We start from the raw sequence: 19,414 nt of genomic DNA on the forward strand, positions 1-19,414 counted from the left end.
AAGCGGGCCGTCACGCAGTCCAGCAGCGGGCCGTCGCCGCATGCCTACAGCAGTTGCGTACGACAGCTCCACGTAAGTCTCCGCACGATCCGATGCAACGGGTACAGCCACCCAGCCCCAGTGTGTCCGTCCGCACGGCCGGGTCTGCTGAGACGGAAGGCCGAATCACTGGGTTCGATGAGGGAACGCCTCGACTGGAGGAGAGCGGACAGCACCCTCCGGACATGACCCTCCGCCGGTCATGTACTAGAGTTATCTCGACATCGAGATATCTGCCGAGGCGTGCCGCAGCCGCCCGGACCGGTAAGTGAACGGTAAGGGTTACCTAACTTAGCCTGACCTTAGCGGATCGGCCAAGAGGGCATGGCGGCAGGATGCGGTGGTACGCGTACATGAATGAAGGAGACTGTCGTGTCGGCGAACAGCTTCGACGCCCGTAGCACGCTCAGCGTGGGCGACGAGTCGTACGAGATCTTCCGGCTGGACAAGGTGGAAGGCTCGGCCCGCCTTCCGTACAGCCTCAAGGTCCTGCTGGAGAACCTGCTCCGTACCGAGGACGGCGCGAACATCACCGCCGACCACATCCGTGCCATCGGCGGATGGGACTCGCAGGCCCAGCCCAGCCAGGAGATCCAGTTCACGCCGGCCCGCGTGATCATGCAGGACTTCACGGGTGTGCCCTGTGTCGTGGACCTCGCCACCATGCGCGAGGCCGTGAAGGAGCTCGGCGGCGACCCGGCGAAGATCAACCCGCTGGCCCCGGCCGAGCTGGTCATCGACCACTCCGTCATCGCCGACAAGTTCGGCACCAACGAGGCCTTCGCGCAGAACGTCGAGCTGGAGTACGGCCGCAACAAGGAGCGCTACCAGTTCCTGCGCTGGGGCCAGACCGCCTTCGACGAGTTCAAGGTCGTCCCGCCGGGCACCGGCATCGTCCACCAGGTGAACATCGAGCACCTGGCCCGTACGGTCATGGTCCGTAACGGACAGGCGTACCCCGACACGCTGGTCGGCACCGACTCGCACACCACCATGGTCAACGGACTCGGTGTACTCGGCTGGGGCGTCGGCGGTATCGAGGCCGAGGCCGCGATGCTCGGCCAGCCGGTCTCCATGCTCATCCCGCGCGTCGTCGGCTTCAAGCTGACCGGCGAGCTGCCGGCCGGCACCACCGCAACCGACCTGGTGCTCACGATCACCGAGATGCTCCGCAAGCACGGTGTCGTCGGCAAGTTCGTCGAGTTCTACGGCGAGGGCGTGTCGGCCACGAGCCTCGCCAACCGCGCCACCATCGGCAACATGTCGCCGGAGTTCGGTTCCACCGCCGCGATCTTCCCGATCGACGACGAGACCCTGAAGTACCTGCGCCTGACCGGCCGCGACGCCCAGCAGGTCGCGCTCGTCGAGGCGTACGCCAAGGAGCAGGGCCTCTGGCTCGACCCGGCCGCCGAGCCCGACTTCTCCGAGAAGCTGGAGCTGGACCTGTCGACGGTCGTTCCGTCGATCGCAGGCCCGAAGCGCCCGCAGGACCGGATCATCCTCGCCAACGCCTCGCAGCAGTTCGCGCAGGACGTCCGCAACTACGTGGACACCGCGGACGAGGCCGGTGTCGAGTCCTTCCCGGCCTCCGACGCCCCGGCCACCAGCAACGGCGTACCGAGCCGTCCCACCACCGTCACGGCCCCCGACGGCTCGACGTACGAGATCGACCACGGCGCGGTGACGGTCGCGGCCATCACCTCCTGCACCAACACCTCGAACCCGTACGTCATGGTCGCCGCCGCGCTCGTCGCGAAGAAGGCCGTGGAGAAGGGGCTTACGCGCAAGCCCTGGGTCAAGACCACCCTCGCGCCCGGCTCCAAGGTCGTCACCGACTACTTCGACAAGGCGGGGCTCACCCCCTACCTCGACAAGGTCGGCTTCAACCTCGTCGGCTACGGCTGCACCACCTGCATCGGCAACTCCGGCCCGCTGCCGGACGAGGTCTCCAAGGCCGTCAACGACCACGACCTCGCGGTCACCTCGGTCCTCTCCGGAAACCGCAACTTCGAGGGCCGGATCAACCCCGACGTCAAGATGAACTACCTGGCCTCCCCGCCGCTGGTCGTCGCGTACGCCCTCGCCGGGTCCATGAAGGTGGACATCACCAAGGACTCGCTGGGCACCGACACCGAGGGCAAGCCGGTCTACCTGGCCGACATCTGGCCGACCGAGGCCGAGGTCAACGACGTCGTCGCGAACGCCATCGGCGAGGACATGTTCAACAAGTCCTACCAGGACGTCTTCGCGGGCGACGCCCAGTGGCAGGCACTGTCGATCCCCACCGGCGACACCTTCGAGTGGGACGCGGAGTCGACGTACGTCCGTAAGCCCCCGTACTTCGAGGGCATGGCGCACGAGCCGTCCCCGGTCGCCGACATCAGCGGTGCCCGTGTCCTGGCCAAGCTGGGCGACTCGGTCACCACCGACCACATCTCCCCGGCCGGCGCGATCAAGGCCGACACCCCGGCGGGCAAGTACCTGACCGAGCACGGCATCGAGCGACGTGACTTCAACTCCTACGGCTCGCGCCGCGGCAACCACGAGGTCATGATCCGCGGCACGTTCGCCAACATCCGCCTGCGCAACCAGATCGCGCCGGGCACCGAGGGCGGCTACACCCGCGACTTCACCCAGCCGGACGCTCCGGTGTCGTTCATCTACGACGCCTCGCGCAACTACATCGAGCAGGGCACCCCGCTGGTCATCCTGGCCGGCAAGGAGTACGGCTCGGGCTCGTCCCGCGACTGGGCCGCCAAGGGCACCTCACTGCTCGGTGTCAAGGCCGTCATCGCCGAGTCGTACGAGCGCATCCACCGCTCGAACCTGATCGGCATGGGTGTCATCCCGCTCCAGTACCCGGAGGGCCAGTCCGCCGAGACCCTCGGCCTGACCGGCGAGGAGGCCTTCTCCTTCGCAGGGATCGAGGAGCTGAACAACGGCACCACCCCGCGCACGGTGAAGGTCACCACCGACACGGGCGTCGAGTTCGACGCGGTCGTCCGCATCGACACCCCCGGCGAGGCGGACTACTACCGCAACGGCGGAATCCTCCAGTACGTCCTGCGCAGCCTGATCCGCAAGTAAGCGGTCCGCGAGCAAGCGGTCCGCAAGTAGGCGGTCGGTACGGCAGTCGAGGGCCGCACTCCCCGAGCCCGGGGGTGCGGCCCTTCGCCGTGCGCGGAGTGACCGGTGTCGTCCGGCCTCCGCTACACCCAGCCTCGCTGAGAGGCCCGTGCGCCCAGCTGGAACCTGCTCGCCGCGCCCAGTCGTTCCTGTAGTTCGCTCACCCGGCGCCGCAGGGTTCGCAGGCTCACCCCCAGATGGCGGGCCACCGCCTCGTCCTTCATTCCGGCCGCCAGCAGCCGGATCAACACCCGTTCGCTCTCGGGCAGTTCACCGTCGTCGGCCGTCTGGCCGAGCGGAGTCGCCTGCTGCCAGGCCAGGTCGAAGAGTTTCTGCAGCGCTTCGGTCACCGCCGAGTCCCGTACCACGACGGCGCAGTAGCCACCCGTCTTCGAGGTGGTCAGCGGGAGCATCGCCCGGCGTCCGTCGACCACCAGCATCTTGACCGGCACCGACGGCAACACCCGGGCCTGCTCACCGAGTTCGACCATCTTCCACGCGTGCAGCAGGACGTCCGGGTCCTCCAGGGCGGTCGCCGCGTAAACCGCGCGATAGACGATGCCCCGGCTGAGCAGGTCGGACTGGAGGTCCAACTGCGGGGTGCGCGGAGCGAGATACGGTGGCGTGTCGAAGAGGCACACCTCGTGCTCGGCGCGTGCGTACAGCTCCTCCAGGCGCGCCGCGTTGGCGCCCTCGCCCGAGACGACCTCGACCAGCCGGGCGGGCTCCTCGCGGAGCAGCCCGGCCTCGTACGCGCTGGCCATCTCCTCGGCGGTGGCGGCGAGTAGTTCGGACTCCGTCTCGCGCCGCCGGATCAGCGCGCGGATCGCCACCCGCGGGTCGACCGCGCGTAACCCGCCCATGGAGTCCGGGGGTTGGAGAAGCCCCAGCGTGAGCAGCCGGTCGCAGGACTCGCGCAGCCCCGCCGGGGAGGCGCCGGCCAGCAGGGCCCAGCCGGCCGCGCCGGCATCGGGCTGATTGAGGATCGTCTGGTACACCAGCTCGTCGAAGACGGAGACCCCCACCGCGGCCCAGGGGCTCGCGGCGGGGGTCTGTCGTGCCGTGTCGTATGCCGTGTTCGCCATGGCTCGGCACGGTAGAGGATCTTTGTTAAGGCTGATACACCGTGCCGGACTGGTGGGTGGCTACTTCAGGCCGAAGGCCCGCAGCACGGTCTGGTCGATCCCGTTGCCGTCACGGTCGGTGGCCCGCACCCGCAGCGACACCGACTCGGCGCCCTTCGCGGGCTTGACCCGCGCCTTGCCGTCCTTGACCTTCGCCTCCTTCCAGGACGTGCCGTCGTCGTAGGAGGCCCATGCCTTGAGGGTGCTCGCCCGGACGCTTCCCAGTTGGTTCGCCACCGGCAGCCCGATCTCCAGTTCCTTCCCGCTCCTGGCCCGGTTGAGGAGGTCGAGACCCTTCGGGGCGATGCCGACGGTGAGCAGGGGCAGCGCCGTCTCGGCGGCGGTGTGCGCCGAGGCGAAGGTCCACTCGGTGTGCGTGCTCGTGGAGTACTTCGCCCAGGCCGCTCGGCGCTGTACGTCCAGCTCGAAGCGGTACGAGGCGTTGTCCGCCGCCACGTCGAAGATGCCGTAGCCGCCGAGCGTCGAGTCACCGACCAGTTTCCCGTCCGCGTAGAGCTTGCCCTTCGCGGTGCTGTCGATGCCGTCGATGTATCCGTAGTGGCCCGGCGTGGAGTCGGTCAACTCCGCCACCGAGAGGGTGAGTTTGTCGCCGGTGCGTTCGGAGAGGCCGTACTCCTCGCTGGTGCCGGGCCGGACGACCTGGCGCAGCCAGTTCTCGGAGGGCTCCGTGGCGGGCTTGCTGAAGGTGCGCAGCGGGCTCCACTGGCCCCTGAGCGTGTCCCAGTTCGGATAGACGACGTGCCGGGTGCGGGTGTCGGGGTCGACGTAGTAGTACTCGTCGCGTTCCGTGCCCAGCTCCAGGTACTTGCTGTTCTCGATACTGAAGGCCTGCCAGGGGCGGAAGGTGTACAGGGTGTCCGCTCCCATCTCGCCGGCCGTGGCTCCGTGGTAACGGGCCGTCCGCTTAACCGTGTTGGACTTGTCCAGGTCGTACGCCTGGTTGTCGGAGATGGCGCCGCTCTGTGCGGCGAGCAGGTTGTAGACGTACGGGCTGACCGGTGTGCCGCCCAGCTTCAGCGTGACCTTCTTGCCGGTCTGCTTGCCGGACTGCAGCAGGCCGGTGAGCCTGGCGCCCTCCTCGCCGGTGGCGATCATCAGCGGGACGGTGGTCGCGCGGTCCACGGCCTCGATCCAGAAACCGGGGGTCTTGCGGTACATGATGAGGTAACCCGCACCGGCCTTGGTCGCGTTGTCCAGAGCGCTCTGCGCCCGCTCCGTGGCGCCGACCCCGACCACCGCCACCTTGCCCTTGACGTCGAGACCCGCGAAGTCGGCCTCGGTACCGCCGCCCGCGTCCACCGCCTGGACCTTGCGGTCACCGCTGATCTTCAACGGGAAGTCGTTGTACGTCTGGGAGTAGTAGAGAGAGGACAGCTCGGACTTCTCCGGGCTGGTGACGCTCGCCGTCAACTCCTTCGCGAACATACGGAACTTGGCGGAGAACTCCAGGGTTCCCTCGGTGACCTTCTCGGTCGGCGCCACGTAGACGTGGTCGGTCCACCAGCCCTGGCTGTACGTCAGACCCCAGGCGCTGCCCGGCCCGGCCCGGTGCCAGTTGGTGCTGAAGCCCTGGAACTCGGAGTCCTGCTTGGTCTTCGGCTTGATCTCGACGGCCTTGCGGGCGTCGAGGACGACCTCGGCGTCCCCGTTCACCTTGATCTCGGGGTTGCCCACGATCGAGGTGCCGACGGCGGTGCCGCCCGCGTCGCGGTCCGGGATCCAGGTCGCGATCGAGTAGGTGCCGGCCGGAACCTGCCAGGTCCAGCCGGTGCCGAGGAAGCCGTACTCGTCGGGGTACGCGCCGTTTAGTTCCTGGAGCGTGTAGATCGACGCCGCGGTGGACGGCTTGCCGTCGCGGCCCACGAGGGAGACCTTGAGGTCGTACGTCTTCGGGGCCTTCTCGAAGCCGACGCCCGTGGTGACCTGGATGCCGGCGGCGGTCGCCGTGACATGGCCCGTGTACCGGCCCTGGGCCTCCTTCGCGGGGTCGACGCCGACCGGGACCGTGGCGGTGCCCTTGGCCGGAACCGTCACCGTTCCGTCGCCCGGGACGGCCTCGGCGAGCGATGAGGTGACCTTCAACTCCACCGCCGTGTCAGTGGTGTTGGTGTACGTGATGTTCTTGGTGACGACCTCGGCGTCGCCGTCCTCGAACTTGCCGAAGCTCAGTGCCGGGGTCGCGAAGACACCCTGCCGGACCGCCCGTACGGCGTCGACCCTGCCGTCGCCCTGCTCGAACACGGAGTTGTCGGCGTTCGTCTTCGCGGTACTGGCGAGGGCCTGCTTGATCTGCTGGCCCGTCCAGTCCGGATGGGCCTGCGCGACCAGTGCCGCCGCGCCCGAGACGTGCGGCGTGGCCATCGAAGTGCCGCCAGCCGTCGTGTAGTTGGCATCGACGGGCGTGCCCATGGAGGTGCCCGAGGCGCGGGCCGCCGTGATGGCCGCGCCCGGGGCGGTGATCTCCGGCTTGACCGCGGAATCACCGAGGCGCGGACCCCGGCTGGAGAACGGGGCGAGCTTGTCGGACTTGTCGACCGCGCCCACCGTCAGTGCCGAGTCCGCGATGCCCGGGGTGCCGATGGACTGCTCGGACGGGCCCGCGTTGCCCGCCGCGATGACGAAGAGAGCGCCCGTGGAGGCGGACAGCTCATCGACGGTCTCGCTGAGCGCGTCGGAGGGGCCCGACGCCGTACCGCCCAGCGACATCGACACGATCTTCGCGCCGGAGCGTGCCGCCCACTCCATGCCCGCGATGATCCACGAGGACTGACCGCTGCCGGCGTTGTTCAGCACCTTGCCGACCAGCAGCTCCGCGCCCGGAGCGACTCCCTTGCGCTTTCCTTCCGATGCCGCGCCCGAGCCGACGATCGTGGACGCCACATGGGTGCCGTGGCCGTGGCCGTCCTGCACCGCCTGGTCCGGCACGAAGCTCTGCGACTCCGCGATCCTCCCCGCGAGATCCGGGTGTCCCGCGTCCACGCCCGTGTCCAGGACCGCGACCTTGACGCCCTTGCCGTCGTAACCCGCCTGCCACACCTCGGGTGCGCCGATCTGCGGAACGCTCACGTCGAGGGACGCCTTCACCTTGGCGTCCAGCCAGATCTTCTCGATGCCGTCGCCGAGCTGCCGTGCGGCCTTCGAGGTCGCTCCGGTGCCGAGCGCGGGGGCGACGTCCGCCCAGAAAGCGGTGGACTTCTTCGCGCTCAGCGCGGCGCCGTCGATGCCCGGCAGCGTGAGCGTGCGGCGCGCGCCGTCGGGAGTCGCGCTGCCCTTGCTGTACGTGGCGATGACCGGAGTGGTGCCGGTCGTGGCGTCGGCGTATCCCTGCTTCACCAGCTGGGTGATGTTGAACAGGGCAGGATCGAGGCGGCCCGCCCGCAGCAGCGGGACGGCGTCCGCCGGCAGGACGCTGATCTCGCCGTCCCGTTCGCTGGACAGGAAGGTGGCGGCCTCACGGCCCTTGCCGCGCCGGACGTCGACGGCGTTCTTGCCGTCCGGTCCCGCGGTCAGTGACACGGTGTCGCCGGTGATGAGGGTGACGGTCTGTGTGTTCGCGGCGCCGGTCCCGGCGCCGGCCCTGGTGTTCGTCGCGTCGCTTGTGGCGGCGCTCTGCACGCGTGTGGCGTCGGGCATGGTGACCGGGGTGCCGGAGCCCGCAGCCGCAGGCGTGATCGCCCCGGTGAGCAGTCCGGCCGCTCCGGCCACGGCCCAGAGGGCCTGGAGTCTTCGCATGGGTGGAGGTCCTCCCCTGAACGCTGACAACGCTTCCGGCCTGGTGAGCGGAAGCCAGTGATCAGGGTGAATGCCGTGTGGCGAGAGACTCAAGGGATTCACGTGGCCGGGGAGTGCCAATGCCCCTTTCGGTCAGGGCAGTTGACGGCCGAGTCGCGTCCCCGACCCGGGCGGCAAGCTCTGGGCCACCTGGGCCACCCTGCCGCACGACAGCCCGTACGGGCGGGCCCGCCATCCGGAGGAGTCGGGCGCAAGATGCGGCGCAAGGCCGGTGTGGGGATGGCGAAGCTGGAACGGGCCGACGCCCTCTCCGAGTCCGAGCCGGGATCCGCATCGGATTCCACGTCGGACGGGAAGGGCGCCGGCTGAGGCGCGGAGGCCCCGTGGCTCAGGTGCGGTACGCGAAGTAGTCCGAGTTCGGGTACGAGGCGATGATGCTCGCGATCGAACGACGGTAGGTGTCCACGTCGTGGTACGTCAGATACGGGACGCCGCTGGCGCTGCGGTAGGTCGTCATCATGGAGTGGTCCTTGGACCCGTCCCTGTTGAAGTCGATCTGCAGTACGTCACCGATGTCCATCTGGTAGACGTTCGCGAGCGGTGTGGTGCGCTTGGCGGTCTGGGTGAACCAGGACCACTCGTCGACGCCGATCCAGGCGTCGGCCGTACCGTTCGAGGCGTAGTACCAGGTGTCGTACTCCTCGGGTGTGACCGTGGAGATCTGCTTCCAGCCGCCCGCCAGGAGACCCTGGCTGAGGTAGTTGGTGCAGTCGCCGCCCACCGCGTTGTATTTGCGGTACGCCGTGTTGTAGTTCTTCCAGTACTTCTCTGTGTACGACGCCATCGCCTGGTAGTTGTACGTGCCGCCGGTGAGCGTCTTCGGCGCGGCGGGGGAGGGCAGGCTTGTGCCCGCCTTCGGCGCCTGGTGGACGGCCCTCGTGGTACGGCTCAGCCTGGCGTCCGCCGCCGGGGCCACCGGGTCGTTGATGCGCGAGGCACCGCCGTCGGTGGAACGCATGGCGGTCAGTTGCCACGTACCGTCCGCCGCGGCGGTGAAGGTCAGCACGTGGTGCGCGTCGAATCCTGTGGAGGCAGGCTCGTCGCCACGTATCTTCTTGTACTTGAGGGTCGTTTGCTCGGTGACCTCGACCAGGGCCTTCTTGCCCTTGACCTCGGTGCTGTCGACGGTGACCTTGGTGTCGGCCGACGTATAGGCCTCACCCAGGGCGGCGAGGCGGGACTTGGTGCCCTTCAGGGCGGCCAGCTTGCCGTCCTCCGCGTTCTTCTGGCCGGCCGACAGGCTGACGCCGCCGGTGGGCCTGAGCGACGTGCGGGCGGCCTTGCTGCCGAGCAGCACGGCCGTGCGGTCGGTCAGCATGTTGTCCGCGACGCGGCCGAAGGCATCCTTGGTCGCCTTGGTGACCTTGGGCGTCGACGCGGCGGCGTTCGCAGCGGCGACGGGCAGCAGCGCGGAGGCCACCACGGCTGCCGTGAGAGTCGAGCCCGCGAGGCTCAACATCCTTGATCTCACTGAAAATCTCCTTGACACCGAGTTGGTCGTACCCGGGAACGAATCTTTACATGATCTCCTCAAAAGGACTGAGGTCAGGGGCGTAACAAGTGCGCAACGTGGGTGACTTGGCGGCTATTTCACGACCGATGCCCAGTCGGCCGGTGCCTGGGCGGGGTCGAGTCCGCGCAGGTTGGCCAGGGTCTGCGACGACTGGACGTCCAACCAGTCGGCCAGTTCGTCGAAGGACACGCACTTGACGTCCTTCTTCACGCACACGGTTTTGACCATCTCGTCGACGGCGTTCATGTAGATGCCGCCGTTCCACTGCTCGAAGTGGTTGCCGATGAGCAGGGGTGCCCGGCTGCCGTAGTACACGCGGTTGAAACCGGCCAAGTACGTGCCGATGGTCTTCTGCTGCCACGTCGGGTACATGGCGGGGTCACCCTCGGGGGAGCCGTGGGACTGGTTGTGGAGGAAGTTGAAGTCCATCGACAGCGCCTGGTACTTGTCGTCGTACGGGAGCAGCTGGAGCGGGAAGTCCCAGATGCCGTTCTTCTTTCCGGGCCAGACCTGGAAGGCGCCCGGCGAGCTGGCGTCGTAGCGGTAGCCGAAGTCCTTGACGGCCTTCAGCAGGTTGTCCTGGCCCTCCAGGCAGGGGGCCCGGCCGCCCTTGACCGCGTCGAGGGTGAAGGGCAGCGGGTCGAGGCGGGTGTTTCCGGTGTTGGTCTTCCAGTTCGTGAGGAAGCCGTTGAACTCCTTGATCTCCTGCTTCCACTCCGCGACACTCCAGTCGCCGCCGCCCTTCGGGCCGCAGAAGTGTCCGTTGAAGTGGGTGCCTATCTCGTTGCCCTCCTTCCATGCCTTGCCCAGCTCGTCGAGCGTGGTGCGGATGTGCTCGTCGGTGGGGTAGCTGATCGCGGCGGCGCCCTTGTCGCGCCGGGGCGGGTCGTAGAGGTCCCGCTTCGCTTTGGGCAGCAGGTAGATGCCGGTCAGGAAGAACGTCATGCGGGCGTCGTACTTCTTCGCCATCTGCCGGTAGTGCTCGAAGAGGTTGTCGTCGCCAGCGAGCGCGCCGTCCCAGGAGAAGACGACAAACTGCGGCGGTTTCTCACCCTTCTTGAGCGGTACCGCCTTCAGTCGCCCCTTCTGCGGGCCGGTGTAGGAGGTGGAACCGTCCCCGATGACCTTGGTCTTGCCGTCCCACACAGGCTCCTTCTTTGCGGACCCCCTGGTGTTCCCGCTGCCGGTCGAGGAGGCGGTCGGCGCGGTGTCGGCCGAACGGTTCAGCACCAGGTAGCCGCCGGTCAGCGAAGCGACCACGAGGAGTGCGGCCAGGGTCAGGAACTGCGGGCTGGCGGTGCGACGGCGCGGCGGGCGCGCTTTGCGACGGCGGCCCTTGTGCGGCTTGCTGCCAGGGTTCATGTACGGCTCATTCCGCGAGGGTGACGGGTGCGGGTGCGGGTGCGGGTGCTCATCGGTGGTCAGCCGATACTCATCGCACTGGACCAGATGTCGTAGGGGACACCGGAGTTGGGCGGTCCGGCGATCCCGTCGAGCCGCAGCGGCTCCAGGCTCCTGGTGAGGTCGATGCGGTAGACGACTACGGCGGTCGACACGTCCTCGGCCGTTCCGACGTACCAGGCGGCCTTGTCGTCCTGGGTGGTCCCGCCCTTGGCCGCCACCTCCGAGGAGGCGGCTCGGGGGAGGGTGGGGCGGTCCGCTCGGAAGGCGTCCGTGAGCGCCGAGGTGACCTCGGCGGCTGCCCTGGCGCCCACCACGCGTTCCGGCTTCGGGGTGTTCAGGCCGACCTTGGACCCGTTGTGGGTCATCTTCCGCACGGAGTACGGCTCGGTGTGCTCGCCCAGGGCGGCGAAGGTGCTGTAGCCGCTGGCCATGCGGATCGCGCTGGGCGTGGCGCTGCCCATGGACAGCGCGGGCACCTGGGCCCCGAAGCTGGAGGAGAGCAGTCCGGCCGCCTCGGCGGTCCTGCGCACCTTGTCCAGTCCAACGTCCATGCCGAGCTGCATGAAGGGCGTGTTCACCGATCCGGCGAGCGCGTCGTGCAGGCTGATCGGGCCCCAGGACTTCTTGCCGTCGTTGTGGGCGGAGACCCGGTCACCGTCCCGGTCCCAGTACGGCCCCTCAGGGGTCCTCACCGGGACGCCGTCGTTGCCGTCGTAGACCGTCTGCGGGGTTACCGGTGCAGCCGTGCCACCGCGCTTCTTGACGACCCCGTGTTCCAGGCCGGCGGCGTAGACGAACGGCAGGAAGGCCGAGCCGGACGGGACGGTGGTCGCGTTCGACTCGTTGTAGCCCTGTCTGCGGTGGTCGGGGCCGCCGTAGACGGCAAGGATCCGTCCTTCGGCGTCGACCGAGGAGGCGCCGAAGTGGGCGGTCTTCGCCTTCTTCGGGCTGTCCTTCCGTACGTCCTCGCGCGCCTTGGTGACGGCGTCGGTCAGCTCGGTCTGCCGGTCCTTGTCGAAGGTCGTGTAGATCTGGTAGCCGCCCCGGTCGAACTCCTGGGCGGTGATGTTCGTGCCCTTCTTCGCGTACTGGGCGGCCAGCTCCACCAGGTAGTCGCTCTGCTTGCCGGTGTCGTACTGGTTGGACTGGTCGAGTGGCTCGGGGAACTTCGTGTACTTGGCGCGCTCGGCCCCGGACAGCTTCCCGATGTCCACCATCCGGTCGAGGATCCACTCCCAGCGCTCGACCGTCCGCGCGTGGCTGGCCTTGCTGAAGGAGGGGTCGTAGAGGCCGGCGCCCTTGAGGAGGGAGGCGAGGACGGCGGCCTCGCTGACGCTCAGCTCACTGACGTCCTTGCCGTAGTACGCCTGGGACGCGCGCTGGATGCCGTAGGTGCCGCGGCCGAACCAGCTGGTGTTGAGGTAGCCCTCCAGGATCTGATCCTTGCTCATCTTGTTGTCGAGCTTGAGGGCGATCATTGCCTCGTCGAACTTGCGTCCGACCGAGCGGTCCTGTGACAGGTACACGTTCTTGACGTACTGCTGGGTGATCGTGGAGCCGCCCTGGGTGTCGCCCTCGCCGACGGTGCGGACCAGGGCGCGGGTGATGCCGCTGACGGATACGCCGGGGTCGGAGTAGAAGCTCGCGTTCTCCGCCGCGAGGACCGCCCAGCGGACGTCCTCGGGGACGTCCTTCAGCGGCATCGCCTGGCGCCGCACCCAGCCGGTACGGGCCATGGGGGTGCCGTCGGACCAGAAGTACACGTTGTCCTGCTGTGTGGCGAAAGTGTTGAGGTCGACCGGTATGTCCGTGGTGGCGTAGGCGACGGTGAGGAACATGCCGCTGCTGCCCACGGCCAGACCGACGGCGCCGAGCGACTGCCGCCAGGACGGCACCCAGCGTCGCCAGTCCACACGGCCCGGGCGCGGATACTGCGGGCGCATCCGGCTGACGAAGGGGGCGAAGGGGGCCGGCCGCGCGCCGGCGACGGCTGTGAACCTGGCCAGGACGGACGGCCTGGGCGCCTTGCGTCGGCCTCGCCCGCCCGGCTTCGGCTGCCCCTGCGGGATGTCGAACGAACCCGGCTCGGGCAGCCGCAGCCGTACGGTCTCGTCCGCCGGGGCAGGGGGGAGCTTCAGCTGCATGGTGAGGTCGGACTCCCGGACCTCCTTCGCCCGCCCCTCTCCCGGGGTACGCCGACGGCGCGCGCGGTCCTTCCCTCCGGTGCCGACCGGATTCCCCCGGCTAGTCACGGCGGGTCCCCTGGCACGGGCGGCCCGAGCGATGCGCGGCAACGATTCGGCGGTGCGCGGCAACCTTTCGCCCGCGCACGGCAACTATTCGGCCGGGAGACATGGCTCCCGATCGGCAAAGGACAGCGGTCATGACCGTCCCCCCTCCCCACTTGGCATCGCCTGTGTGGTCGGTCGCAGCCGCCGCTCGCGCGGCACATGAACTCCCTGACCCCCCGGCCGCCTTTCGGCCTTCACACGGTGATCACAAATTATCAGTCAGTTTCACAATTGCTTCTGTCGGTAGGGTGAAAATCTGGCCAGTGTGACCGGTGAGCCATTGTGCGGGCCCCTTGCCGCCGCGCGGGCGCCGCTTGGCCCGGGCCCATGCCGCGGCTACGAATACTGCTGCCGGACCTGAGACGACATCTGAGACGACATCTTCGAACTGAGCCGCTCGATGGCTGGGTCGTCCGCCCCCGCGGACTGGCCCGAGGGCCACTCCGACACGGTCAAATTCCTGTCGACGGCCGCCGTCGCAGGCTCGGCCGCCGTGTCCGCACCCGCGCTGCGGGCGGTTGGTGGTGGCACATGCGGCCGTTGATTCAGCCGATCAGAGCCTCGGTGATCTGGCGGGTGGTCTGCGAGGCGACCCGGGGATTGACGGCAGCGTAGGAGACGTAGGCGTTCAGGCCGGTAGCCAGGGCCCAGCCGCGCCCCCGGGCCCAGGTCGTGTCGTCGACGCCGAGTGCGGCGCGGAAGACGGCCCGGCTCCCGGCGGACATCAGAGTGAAGGCGATGGTCAGGTCGCAGGCCGGATCGCCGATGCCCAGCTCGCCGAAGTCGATGACGGCGCTGAGGCGGCCGCCGAGGGTCAGCAGGTTGCCGGTGTGGAAGTCGCCGTGGAACCAGACCGGCGGGCGATCCCATCCGGGGGCGCTCAGCGACGCATCCCACAATTCGGTCATGGCCGCGGCGTCGAACGTACCGTCGACCTCCGCGATGGCGGCCCGCGTCGCGCGGTCCCGGTCGGCCAGCGGCCGACCGGTGAGGCCCTCGCGAGCGCCCTCGTCCGGGAAGTCCTCGGGCAGGAATGCCTGAAGGGCGGTGAGGAACTCCGCCAGTTGGACGGCCGCCCCGGACGAGGCGGCCAGTGACTCGGTGGTCGCCACCTCGCCGTCCAGCCAGCGGGACACCGCCCACGGCCACGGATAGTCGAAGTCGGGCTCGCCCACCCCCACCGGTACCGGGACGGCCAAGGGCAGGTGTGGGGCGAGCCGGGGGAGCCACTCGGACTCCTTCGCTGCCTGCCCGATGGCCCCGGCGTGGCGGGGCAGCCGGACGGACAGGTCTTCGCCCAGTCGGTGGATCACATGGTCCGAACCGGCCGGGTCGAGCAGCTTGAGCGGCAGCTCGGCCCACTGCGGGAACTGCGTGTCGACCAGGCGCCTGGCCAGTGCGGCATCGATCGCGGGGCGGGGGTCCGTGGTACTCCCGGTGGCCAAGAGCAACTCCTGCGGTGGGCCCGCTCCGTGCGGCGGGCAGTCGGAGCCATCACAGTGCCTCGTGGACTCGTCTGTCGACCGGTTTACTCGACCGGCCGTCCTTCGCGTCCGGGCCTGAGCCCGCTTGTCGTCGCGGAGCGCCGGATGAGTCACATCGGCCTCGGCGAGCAGGGCGGCGAGGCGCTGGTTCGGGTCGCGACGGACCATGACTCCTCCGCGGGCCGACTCACATCAGAGATTCACAAGCGCGCAAGAGTTCAACGTGTTCACGGGTGGCTCACACGGGTGCCCTACTGGCAACCCCTTGCGGCGGTTTCCAATAGATCCATGCTCGGTCAATCAGTAGCCGTCACCTGGCTGTTGCCCTGTCCCATGTATGTCTTCCGCCGCCCCAGCGGTATCGCCCACGTGCCGTGTGAGGTCCCGTGAGGGCGCCCTCGGTTGTGCCGCCGCGGCAGTCGACCCGGCCAGCCCCGCAACGCGGGAAGGAGCAAACTCTGCGCCTGCTCCAGCAGGCGCAGACCGGTGCGGTTGTCAGTTACCAGCGCGATGGTCCGGCACCTGCATCCCGAGCCCGAACACCAGGTACACCAGGTACGGCCGATGACAGCCACAGTGGTACGCCTCAGCGGTGTGGTGCCCGCACCCCGATCCTCGTGGACGGCACACCGGCACCCGGGCGCTTCGCGGTCCTGGATCTGGACGGGACCCTGCACCCGGGCACACTCGGCCTGAAACTACTGGCAGCCCTGGCCGACCACGGCATCTGCGATTCGGAGCAGGCTTCCCGCCTGGCCGATTTCCTGGGGTCTCTGCCACCCCACCAATTGCACACCGGAGCCGCTTCGCAGCGCGCCTATCAGCTGTACGCACAGGCCGTGGCCGGAGCCAGGCCCGAAGCCGTCCACCATGTGGCGACACAGGTGTGGAAGCGCGAACGAGCCGGGCTCTTCGCCTTCGTACGTCCCGCCCTGACTCTTCTGCGCAACCGCTCCTACACCGTCGTACTGCTGTCAGGCAGTCCACAGGAGATCGTGCGAGCGGCCGTGACCGATCTCGGCATCACTGTGTGCCAGGGGGCCGAGTTCGAGACCGACGGCACCGTCTACAACGGTCGCATCGGCGCAGCGCCCGGAATGCCAGGAGCGAAAGCCACCATCCTCCATTCCGTTCTGCACGCGGCCTGGTCGCCGGCCGACAGCATCGCCATCGGCAACTCGGCAGCCGACATCGAGGTTCTCGCCCAGGTCGGCCATCCCATCGCCTTCGAACCCCAGCCGCCTTTGCGGCAGGCAGCGGCCCTGCACGGGTGGCGCGTCACCGACCGCGACTCTCTGCTCCCCGTTCTGCTGGCTGACACGGAGACACACGGAGACAGCACATGACCTTGCCGGTCCTCCCATACCAGACACATGCTCTCTCGCCCGTCACGCACGCCCGTCAGGTGGCCCGGGCCCGGTCCGGACTCATCACCCGCCTGACCGACCGGATCACGGTCAACGGTGCCGTACGGGACCGTTGCGGCAGCCGCGTACCGGAATCCGCTCTGCTGCTCACGCTGCTCCGGGAAACGCGGTCGCACCGGCGCTGCCAGGACGAGATCACTCGCTATCTGCGTCGTCACCCGGCCCGGGCGGGATCCTTCGACCGGTCCCTCATCGACGCGGCGCTGGGCGCCGCCGCCTGGCACCAGAGCCGATCCCAGCCATGGCTCGCAGACTTCGACCACTTCACAGCGCCACGCAAGCGGCTCATGTTCCGCACCATCCTGGCGATCGTCGGCGGTGCCCGCAGCGAGACGGACTCGGAATCCATCGACTACGACGGATTCGCCTCCTGGGCCGAACTCACGCTGTGCGCCCTCAAACTCCTGCACTTGAACAACCAAGGTCGCGGCGGGCCGAGGGAACTCACCTTCCTGACGGACCGGCTCAGGCACGGCAGCACCAAGCCCGTATGGGAAGGCCATGTCCTTGCGCATCTACTGGCCCTCACAGCCCTGCACCGCGTCGCACCGGGGCACCCCCTCGTCGCTGAAGGAGTGACCAGTCTTCTGCGCTGTCAGAACCCCGACGGGGGCATCCCCTTCATCGACGGCTTCGAGGTCTTCTGCACCGCCACCGCGGGCCTGGCCCTGCTCGCCTCCTCCGACCATCCCCGCCACCTGCCACCGCTCCTCGGCGACTACCTCGCCGACAGCCAACTCCCCGACGGGGGCTGGGCGTACGCCGCGGACGTCCGTCAGAGCGACGTCGACGACACGGCGTACTGCCTGCAATTCCTCCGAGCTCTCGAACCCGGCCGGTACGCCCGTCACCTCAGGGCCGGCGAGGAATATCTCCTCACCATCGCGAACGACGACGGGGGCTTCCCGACCTTCCGTCACGGACATGACTCGGAGTCCGCGATGACCGCGGGTGCCATTGCCGCTCTGGCTCCCGGCCGGAGGGAGAGTCTCCCCGCCGTGCAGCGTGCGGTCAGCCATCTCCTGGCTGCCCAGCAGCCCGACGGCACCTTTGGACGCAGCTGGAGTCTGAGCGAGTCGAATGCCGTGTTCCGCAGCGTCCAGGCACTCCGGCAAGCACCGGCTCTCCCCTCATCCTCCCGGCGCGCCCGGATCGACCGAGCCATGGCACTGGCCGCAGGCCGGCTGATGACCACACAGCACGCGGACGGCGGCTGGGGGCAGCAGCCGTCCGAACCGGGCGATGTCATCAGCACGTCCTACGCCCTCCTCACGACCCGGCACTGGCCCACGTCACCGGTGCATCGGGCGGGAGTCGCTCATCTCCTCGCCCACCAGCATCCCAACGGGGGATTCACCTCTCGCCCTGACCAGGCGGGGCCCCGGCCCCTTCCCTATGACGTGCCCGTGCTCGCGGACATTTGCGCGCTGTGGGCCTTGGGGGACCGGGAAGCGGGGGCAGGCGTGAAGCTCCCTCTGCGCAGAAATGAGTAATTCCGCCTTCGCGGAAGTGAGTAGTTCCGCGAACGAGCAAGCCGCCTCGAAGCGGGTCGGTCCGGCTGCGAGTGGGGCTCGGCTTCAGGCCCGGACGCACGTCCACTCCGTCATCGGGCATCCGTCATCCGTCATCCGTCATCCGTACGCCGAACGGCAACGACTGCGGGAAGGATCTCCTGCGACAGCACCACCTGGCGTCCCCTCACCACCGGTGAGCAGACGGCACCTTGGCTTTCCCTGTCATCGCGAGGGCCGCACCCGCTCAGGTACGGCCCTCGCGCGTCAGCCGTTTACAGGTGTACCGGTCCGCGCTAACTTCGACGTTACGTGAGGTGGGAGCGCTCCCATTCCGGGTGGACCGGAACCCGCCCCGGGACCGCTCCCATCTCGCGCATCCCGCACGCACCTCACGGCCTGTGAACGAAGGGATGAGCAGATCTGTCATGATCCTGACAAGTGCATCGACCCCGTCGCCCCCGCCGACCCCCCGCCCCCCACGGCGATTACCGCTTCCCGCCCGCGGCAGAGCCTTCCTCCTCGTCCTGCTGGCTCTGGTCGTCACGATCCCGGCTCTCGGCCTGGTCGTCTCGGCGGGTGGTGCGGCGGAAGCCCACGGAACCCCGATGAAGCCCGCCAGCCGCACTTTCCTGTGCTGGCAGGACGCGCTCACCAGCACCGGTGAGATCAAGCCGATCAATCCGGCCTGCAAGGCGGCGCAACAGGTCAGCGGCACGACGCCGTTCTACAACTGGTTCTCGGTACTCCGCTCCGACGGAGCGGGCCGCACCCGCGGCTTCGTGCCCGACGGCGAACTGTGCAGCGGCGGCAACACCAACTTCACCGGCTTCAACACGCCGAGCAGTGAATGGCCGCTCACCCACCTGACCTCGGGCGCGACCGTCGACTTCTCGTACAACGCCTGGGCCGCGCACCCGGGTTGGTTCTACGTCTACCTCACCAAGGACGGCTTCGACCCGACCAAGACGCTCACCTGGAACGACTTGGAGGAGCGGCCGTTCCTGAGCGTCGACCACCCGCCGCTCAACGGGTCCCCGGGTACGGTCGAGGCCAACTACTCCTGGTCCGGGAAGCTTCCCGCCGGCAAGTCGGGGCGCCACCTCGTCTACATGGTCTGGCAGCGTTCGGACAGCGCGGAGACCTTCTACTCCTGCTCCGACATCGTCTTCGACGGCGGCAACGGAGAGGTGACGGGTGTCCATGACCCGGGCAACCCGACCGAGCCCCCGGCGGGCGCCTGCTCCGCCACCCGTCGGACGACGGGCAGTTGGACCGGCGGATATCAGTCCGAGGTGACCGTCACCAACACCGGTGAGGTGCCCATGCTCGGCTGGATGGTCGATTGGTCGCTGCCGAGCGGGCAGTCCGTCGCCAGTCTCTGGAGCGGCAACGCCACGTACACCGGCCAGAACGTGATGGTCCACAACGCCGACTGGAACGGGTCGCTCGATCCGGGCGAGAGCGCCTCGTTCGGATACGTCGTCCAGGGCTCCGGAGGTGATGCGGCGACCGCCCTCGCGTGCCGGCCGGGCTGAGCCGGTTCTGTGTCGAGGCCGAACCCGCCGAACCCGGGACGTCATCCGCCCGGCTGCTCAGGGCGGACCCGGTGGCTGTAATCCACCGGGTCCGCGAGCCGGACAGGTCGGGGGAGTGCCTGGCCGGATGGAGCGTGGCTTGTG

The 19,414-nt window shown here is 68.6% G+C and carries 11 protein-coding genes; 5 read left to right on the forward strand and 6 right to left on the reverse strand.

Annotated elements, in window-relative coordinates; genetic code table 11:
* Positions 1-411 precede the first annotated feature (411 nt).
* Positions 412-3,126, forward strand: coding sequence for an aconitate hydratase AcnA (gene acnA, locus AB0D14_RS19445; RefSeq protein ID WP_362780506.1), 2,715 nt, complete (start codon positions 412-414; stop codon positions 3,124-3,126).
* A 122-nt stretch (positions 3,127-3,248) separates the two neighbouring features.
* On the opposite strand, the gene AB0D14_RS19450 is transcribed toward acnA, so the two are convergent.
* The 5 genes from AB0D14_RS19450 to AB0D14_RS19470 all read right to left on the reverse strand — a co-directional run bounded on the left by AB0D14_RS19450 (position 3,249) and on the right by AB0D14_RS19470 (position 13,163).
* Positions 3,249-4,250 (reverse strand): helix-turn-helix domain-containing protein, encoded by a 1,002-nt coding sequence (locus AB0D14_RS19450; RefSeq protein ID WP_362780508.1) that lies wholly within the window; start codon positions 4,248-4,250, stop codon positions 3,249-3,251.
* Positions 4,251-4,310: 60 nt separating this feature from the next.
* Complete coding sequence (locus tag AB0D14_RS19455) at positions 4,311-8,042, reverse strand: S8 family serine peptidase (protein ID WP_362780510.1); 3,732 nt, start codon at positions 8,040-8,042, stop codon at positions 4,311-4,313.
* Positions 8,043-8,430: 388 nt separating this feature from the next.
* Entirely contained in the window at positions 8,431-9,561 is a 1,131-nt protein-coding gene (locus AB0D14_RS19460) for an amidase domain-containing protein (RefSeq protein WP_362780742.1), read from the reverse strand.
* A 126-nt stretch (positions 9,562-9,687) separates the two neighbouring features.
* Positions 9,688-10,977: a hypothetical protein gene (locus tag AB0D14_RS19465; protein ID WP_362780512.1), complete on the reverse strand. Its 1,290-nt coding sequence runs from the start codon at positions 10,975-10,977 to the stop codon at positions 9,688-9,690.
* A gap of 59 nt (positions 10,978-11,036) precedes the next feature.
* Positions 11,037-13,163: a transglycosylase domain-containing protein gene (locus AB0D14_RS19470; protein WP_362780744.1), complete on the reverse strand. Its 2,127-nt coding sequence runs from the start codon at positions 13,161-13,163 to the stop codon at positions 11,037-11,039.
* A 526-nt stretch (positions 13,164-13,689) separates the two neighbouring features.
* Here AB0D14_RS19470 and AB0D14_RS19475 point away from each other — a divergent pair.
* Positions 13,690-13,854 (forward strand): zinc ribbon domain-containing protein, encoded by a 165-nt coding sequence (locus tag AB0D14_RS19475; RefSeq protein ID WP_362780747.1) that lies wholly within the window; start codon positions 13,690-13,692, stop codon positions 13,852-13,854.
* 1 nt (position 13,855) lies between these two features.
* Here AB0D14_RS19475 and AB0D14_RS19480 read toward each other — a convergent pair whose 3' ends face one another.
* A complete protein-coding gene (locus AB0D14_RS19480; RefSeq protein ID WP_362780515.1) occupies positions 13,856-14,755 on the reverse strand; it encodes an aminoglycoside phosphotransferase family protein in 900 nt (299 codons plus the stop codon).
* A gap of 656 nt (positions 14,756-15,411) precedes the next feature.
* Here AB0D14_RS19480 and AB0D14_RS19485 point away from each other — a divergent pair.
* The 3 genes from AB0D14_RS19485 to AB0D14_RS19495 all read left to right on the forward strand — a co-directional run bounded on the left by AB0D14_RS19485 (position 15,412) and on the right by AB0D14_RS19495 (position 19,270).
* Positions 15,412-16,140 carry a haloacid dehalogenase-like hydrolase gene (locus tag AB0D14_RS19485; RefSeq protein ID WP_362780517.1) on the forward strand — a complete coding sequence of 243 codons (729 nt, stop codon included), beginning with the start codon at positions 15,412-15,414 and terminating at the stop codon, positions 16,138-16,140.
* Positions 16,137-17,714, forward strand: a complete 1,578-nt coding sequence (locus AB0D14_RS19490; RefSeq protein ID WP_362780519.1) for a prenyltransferase/squalene oxidase repeat-containing protein — start codon at positions 16,137-16,139, stop codon at positions 17,712-17,714. The genes AB0D14_RS19485 and AB0D14_RS19490 overlap by 4 nt, the downstream gene beginning before the upstream one ends.
* 446 nt (positions 17,715-18,160) lie before the next feature.
* On the forward strand, positions 18,161-19,270 hold the full coding sequence (locus AB0D14_RS19495; protein WP_362780522.1) for a lytic polysaccharide monooxygenase: 1,110 nt from the start codon (positions 18,161-18,163) through the stop codon (positions 19,268-19,270).
* Positions 19,271-19,414 lie beyond the last annotated feature (144 nt).

It is taken from the genome of Streptomyces sp. NPDC048484 (genome assembly GCF_040651415.1).
Lineage (GTDB): Bacteria > Actinomycetota > Actinomycetes > Streptomycetales > Streptomycetaceae > Streptomyces.

Coding starts and splice junctions, on each gene's coding strand:
- AB0D14_RS19460 (WP_362780742.1), bottom strand. CDS start 9,561: ATGTTGAGCCTCGCGGGCTCGACTCTCACGGCAGCCGTGGTGGCCTCC.
- AB0D14_RS19450 (WP_362780508.1), bottom strand. CDS start 4,250: ATGGCGAACACGGCATACGACACGGCACGACAGACCCCCGCCGCGAGC.
- AB0D14_RS19455 (WP_362780510.1), bottom strand. CDS start 8,042: ATGCGAAGACTCCAGGCCCTCTGGGCCGTGGCCGGAGCGGCCGGACTG.
- AB0D14_RS19465 (WP_362780512.1), bottom strand. CDS start 10,977: ATGAACCCTGGCAGCAAGCCGCACAAGGGCCGCCGTCGCAAAGCGCGC.
- AB0D14_RS19470 (WP_362780744.1), bottom strand. CDS start 13,163: ATGCAGCTGAAGCTCCCCCCTGCCCCGGCGGACGAGACCGTACGGCTG.
- AB0D14_RS19495 (WP_362780522.1), top strand. CDS start 18,161: ATGATCCTGACAAGTGCATCGACCCCGTCGCCCCCGCCGACCCCCCGC.
- AB0D14_RS19490 (WP_362780519.1), top strand. CDS start 16,137: ATGACCTTGCCGGTCCTCCCATACCAGACACATGCTCTCTCGCCCGTC.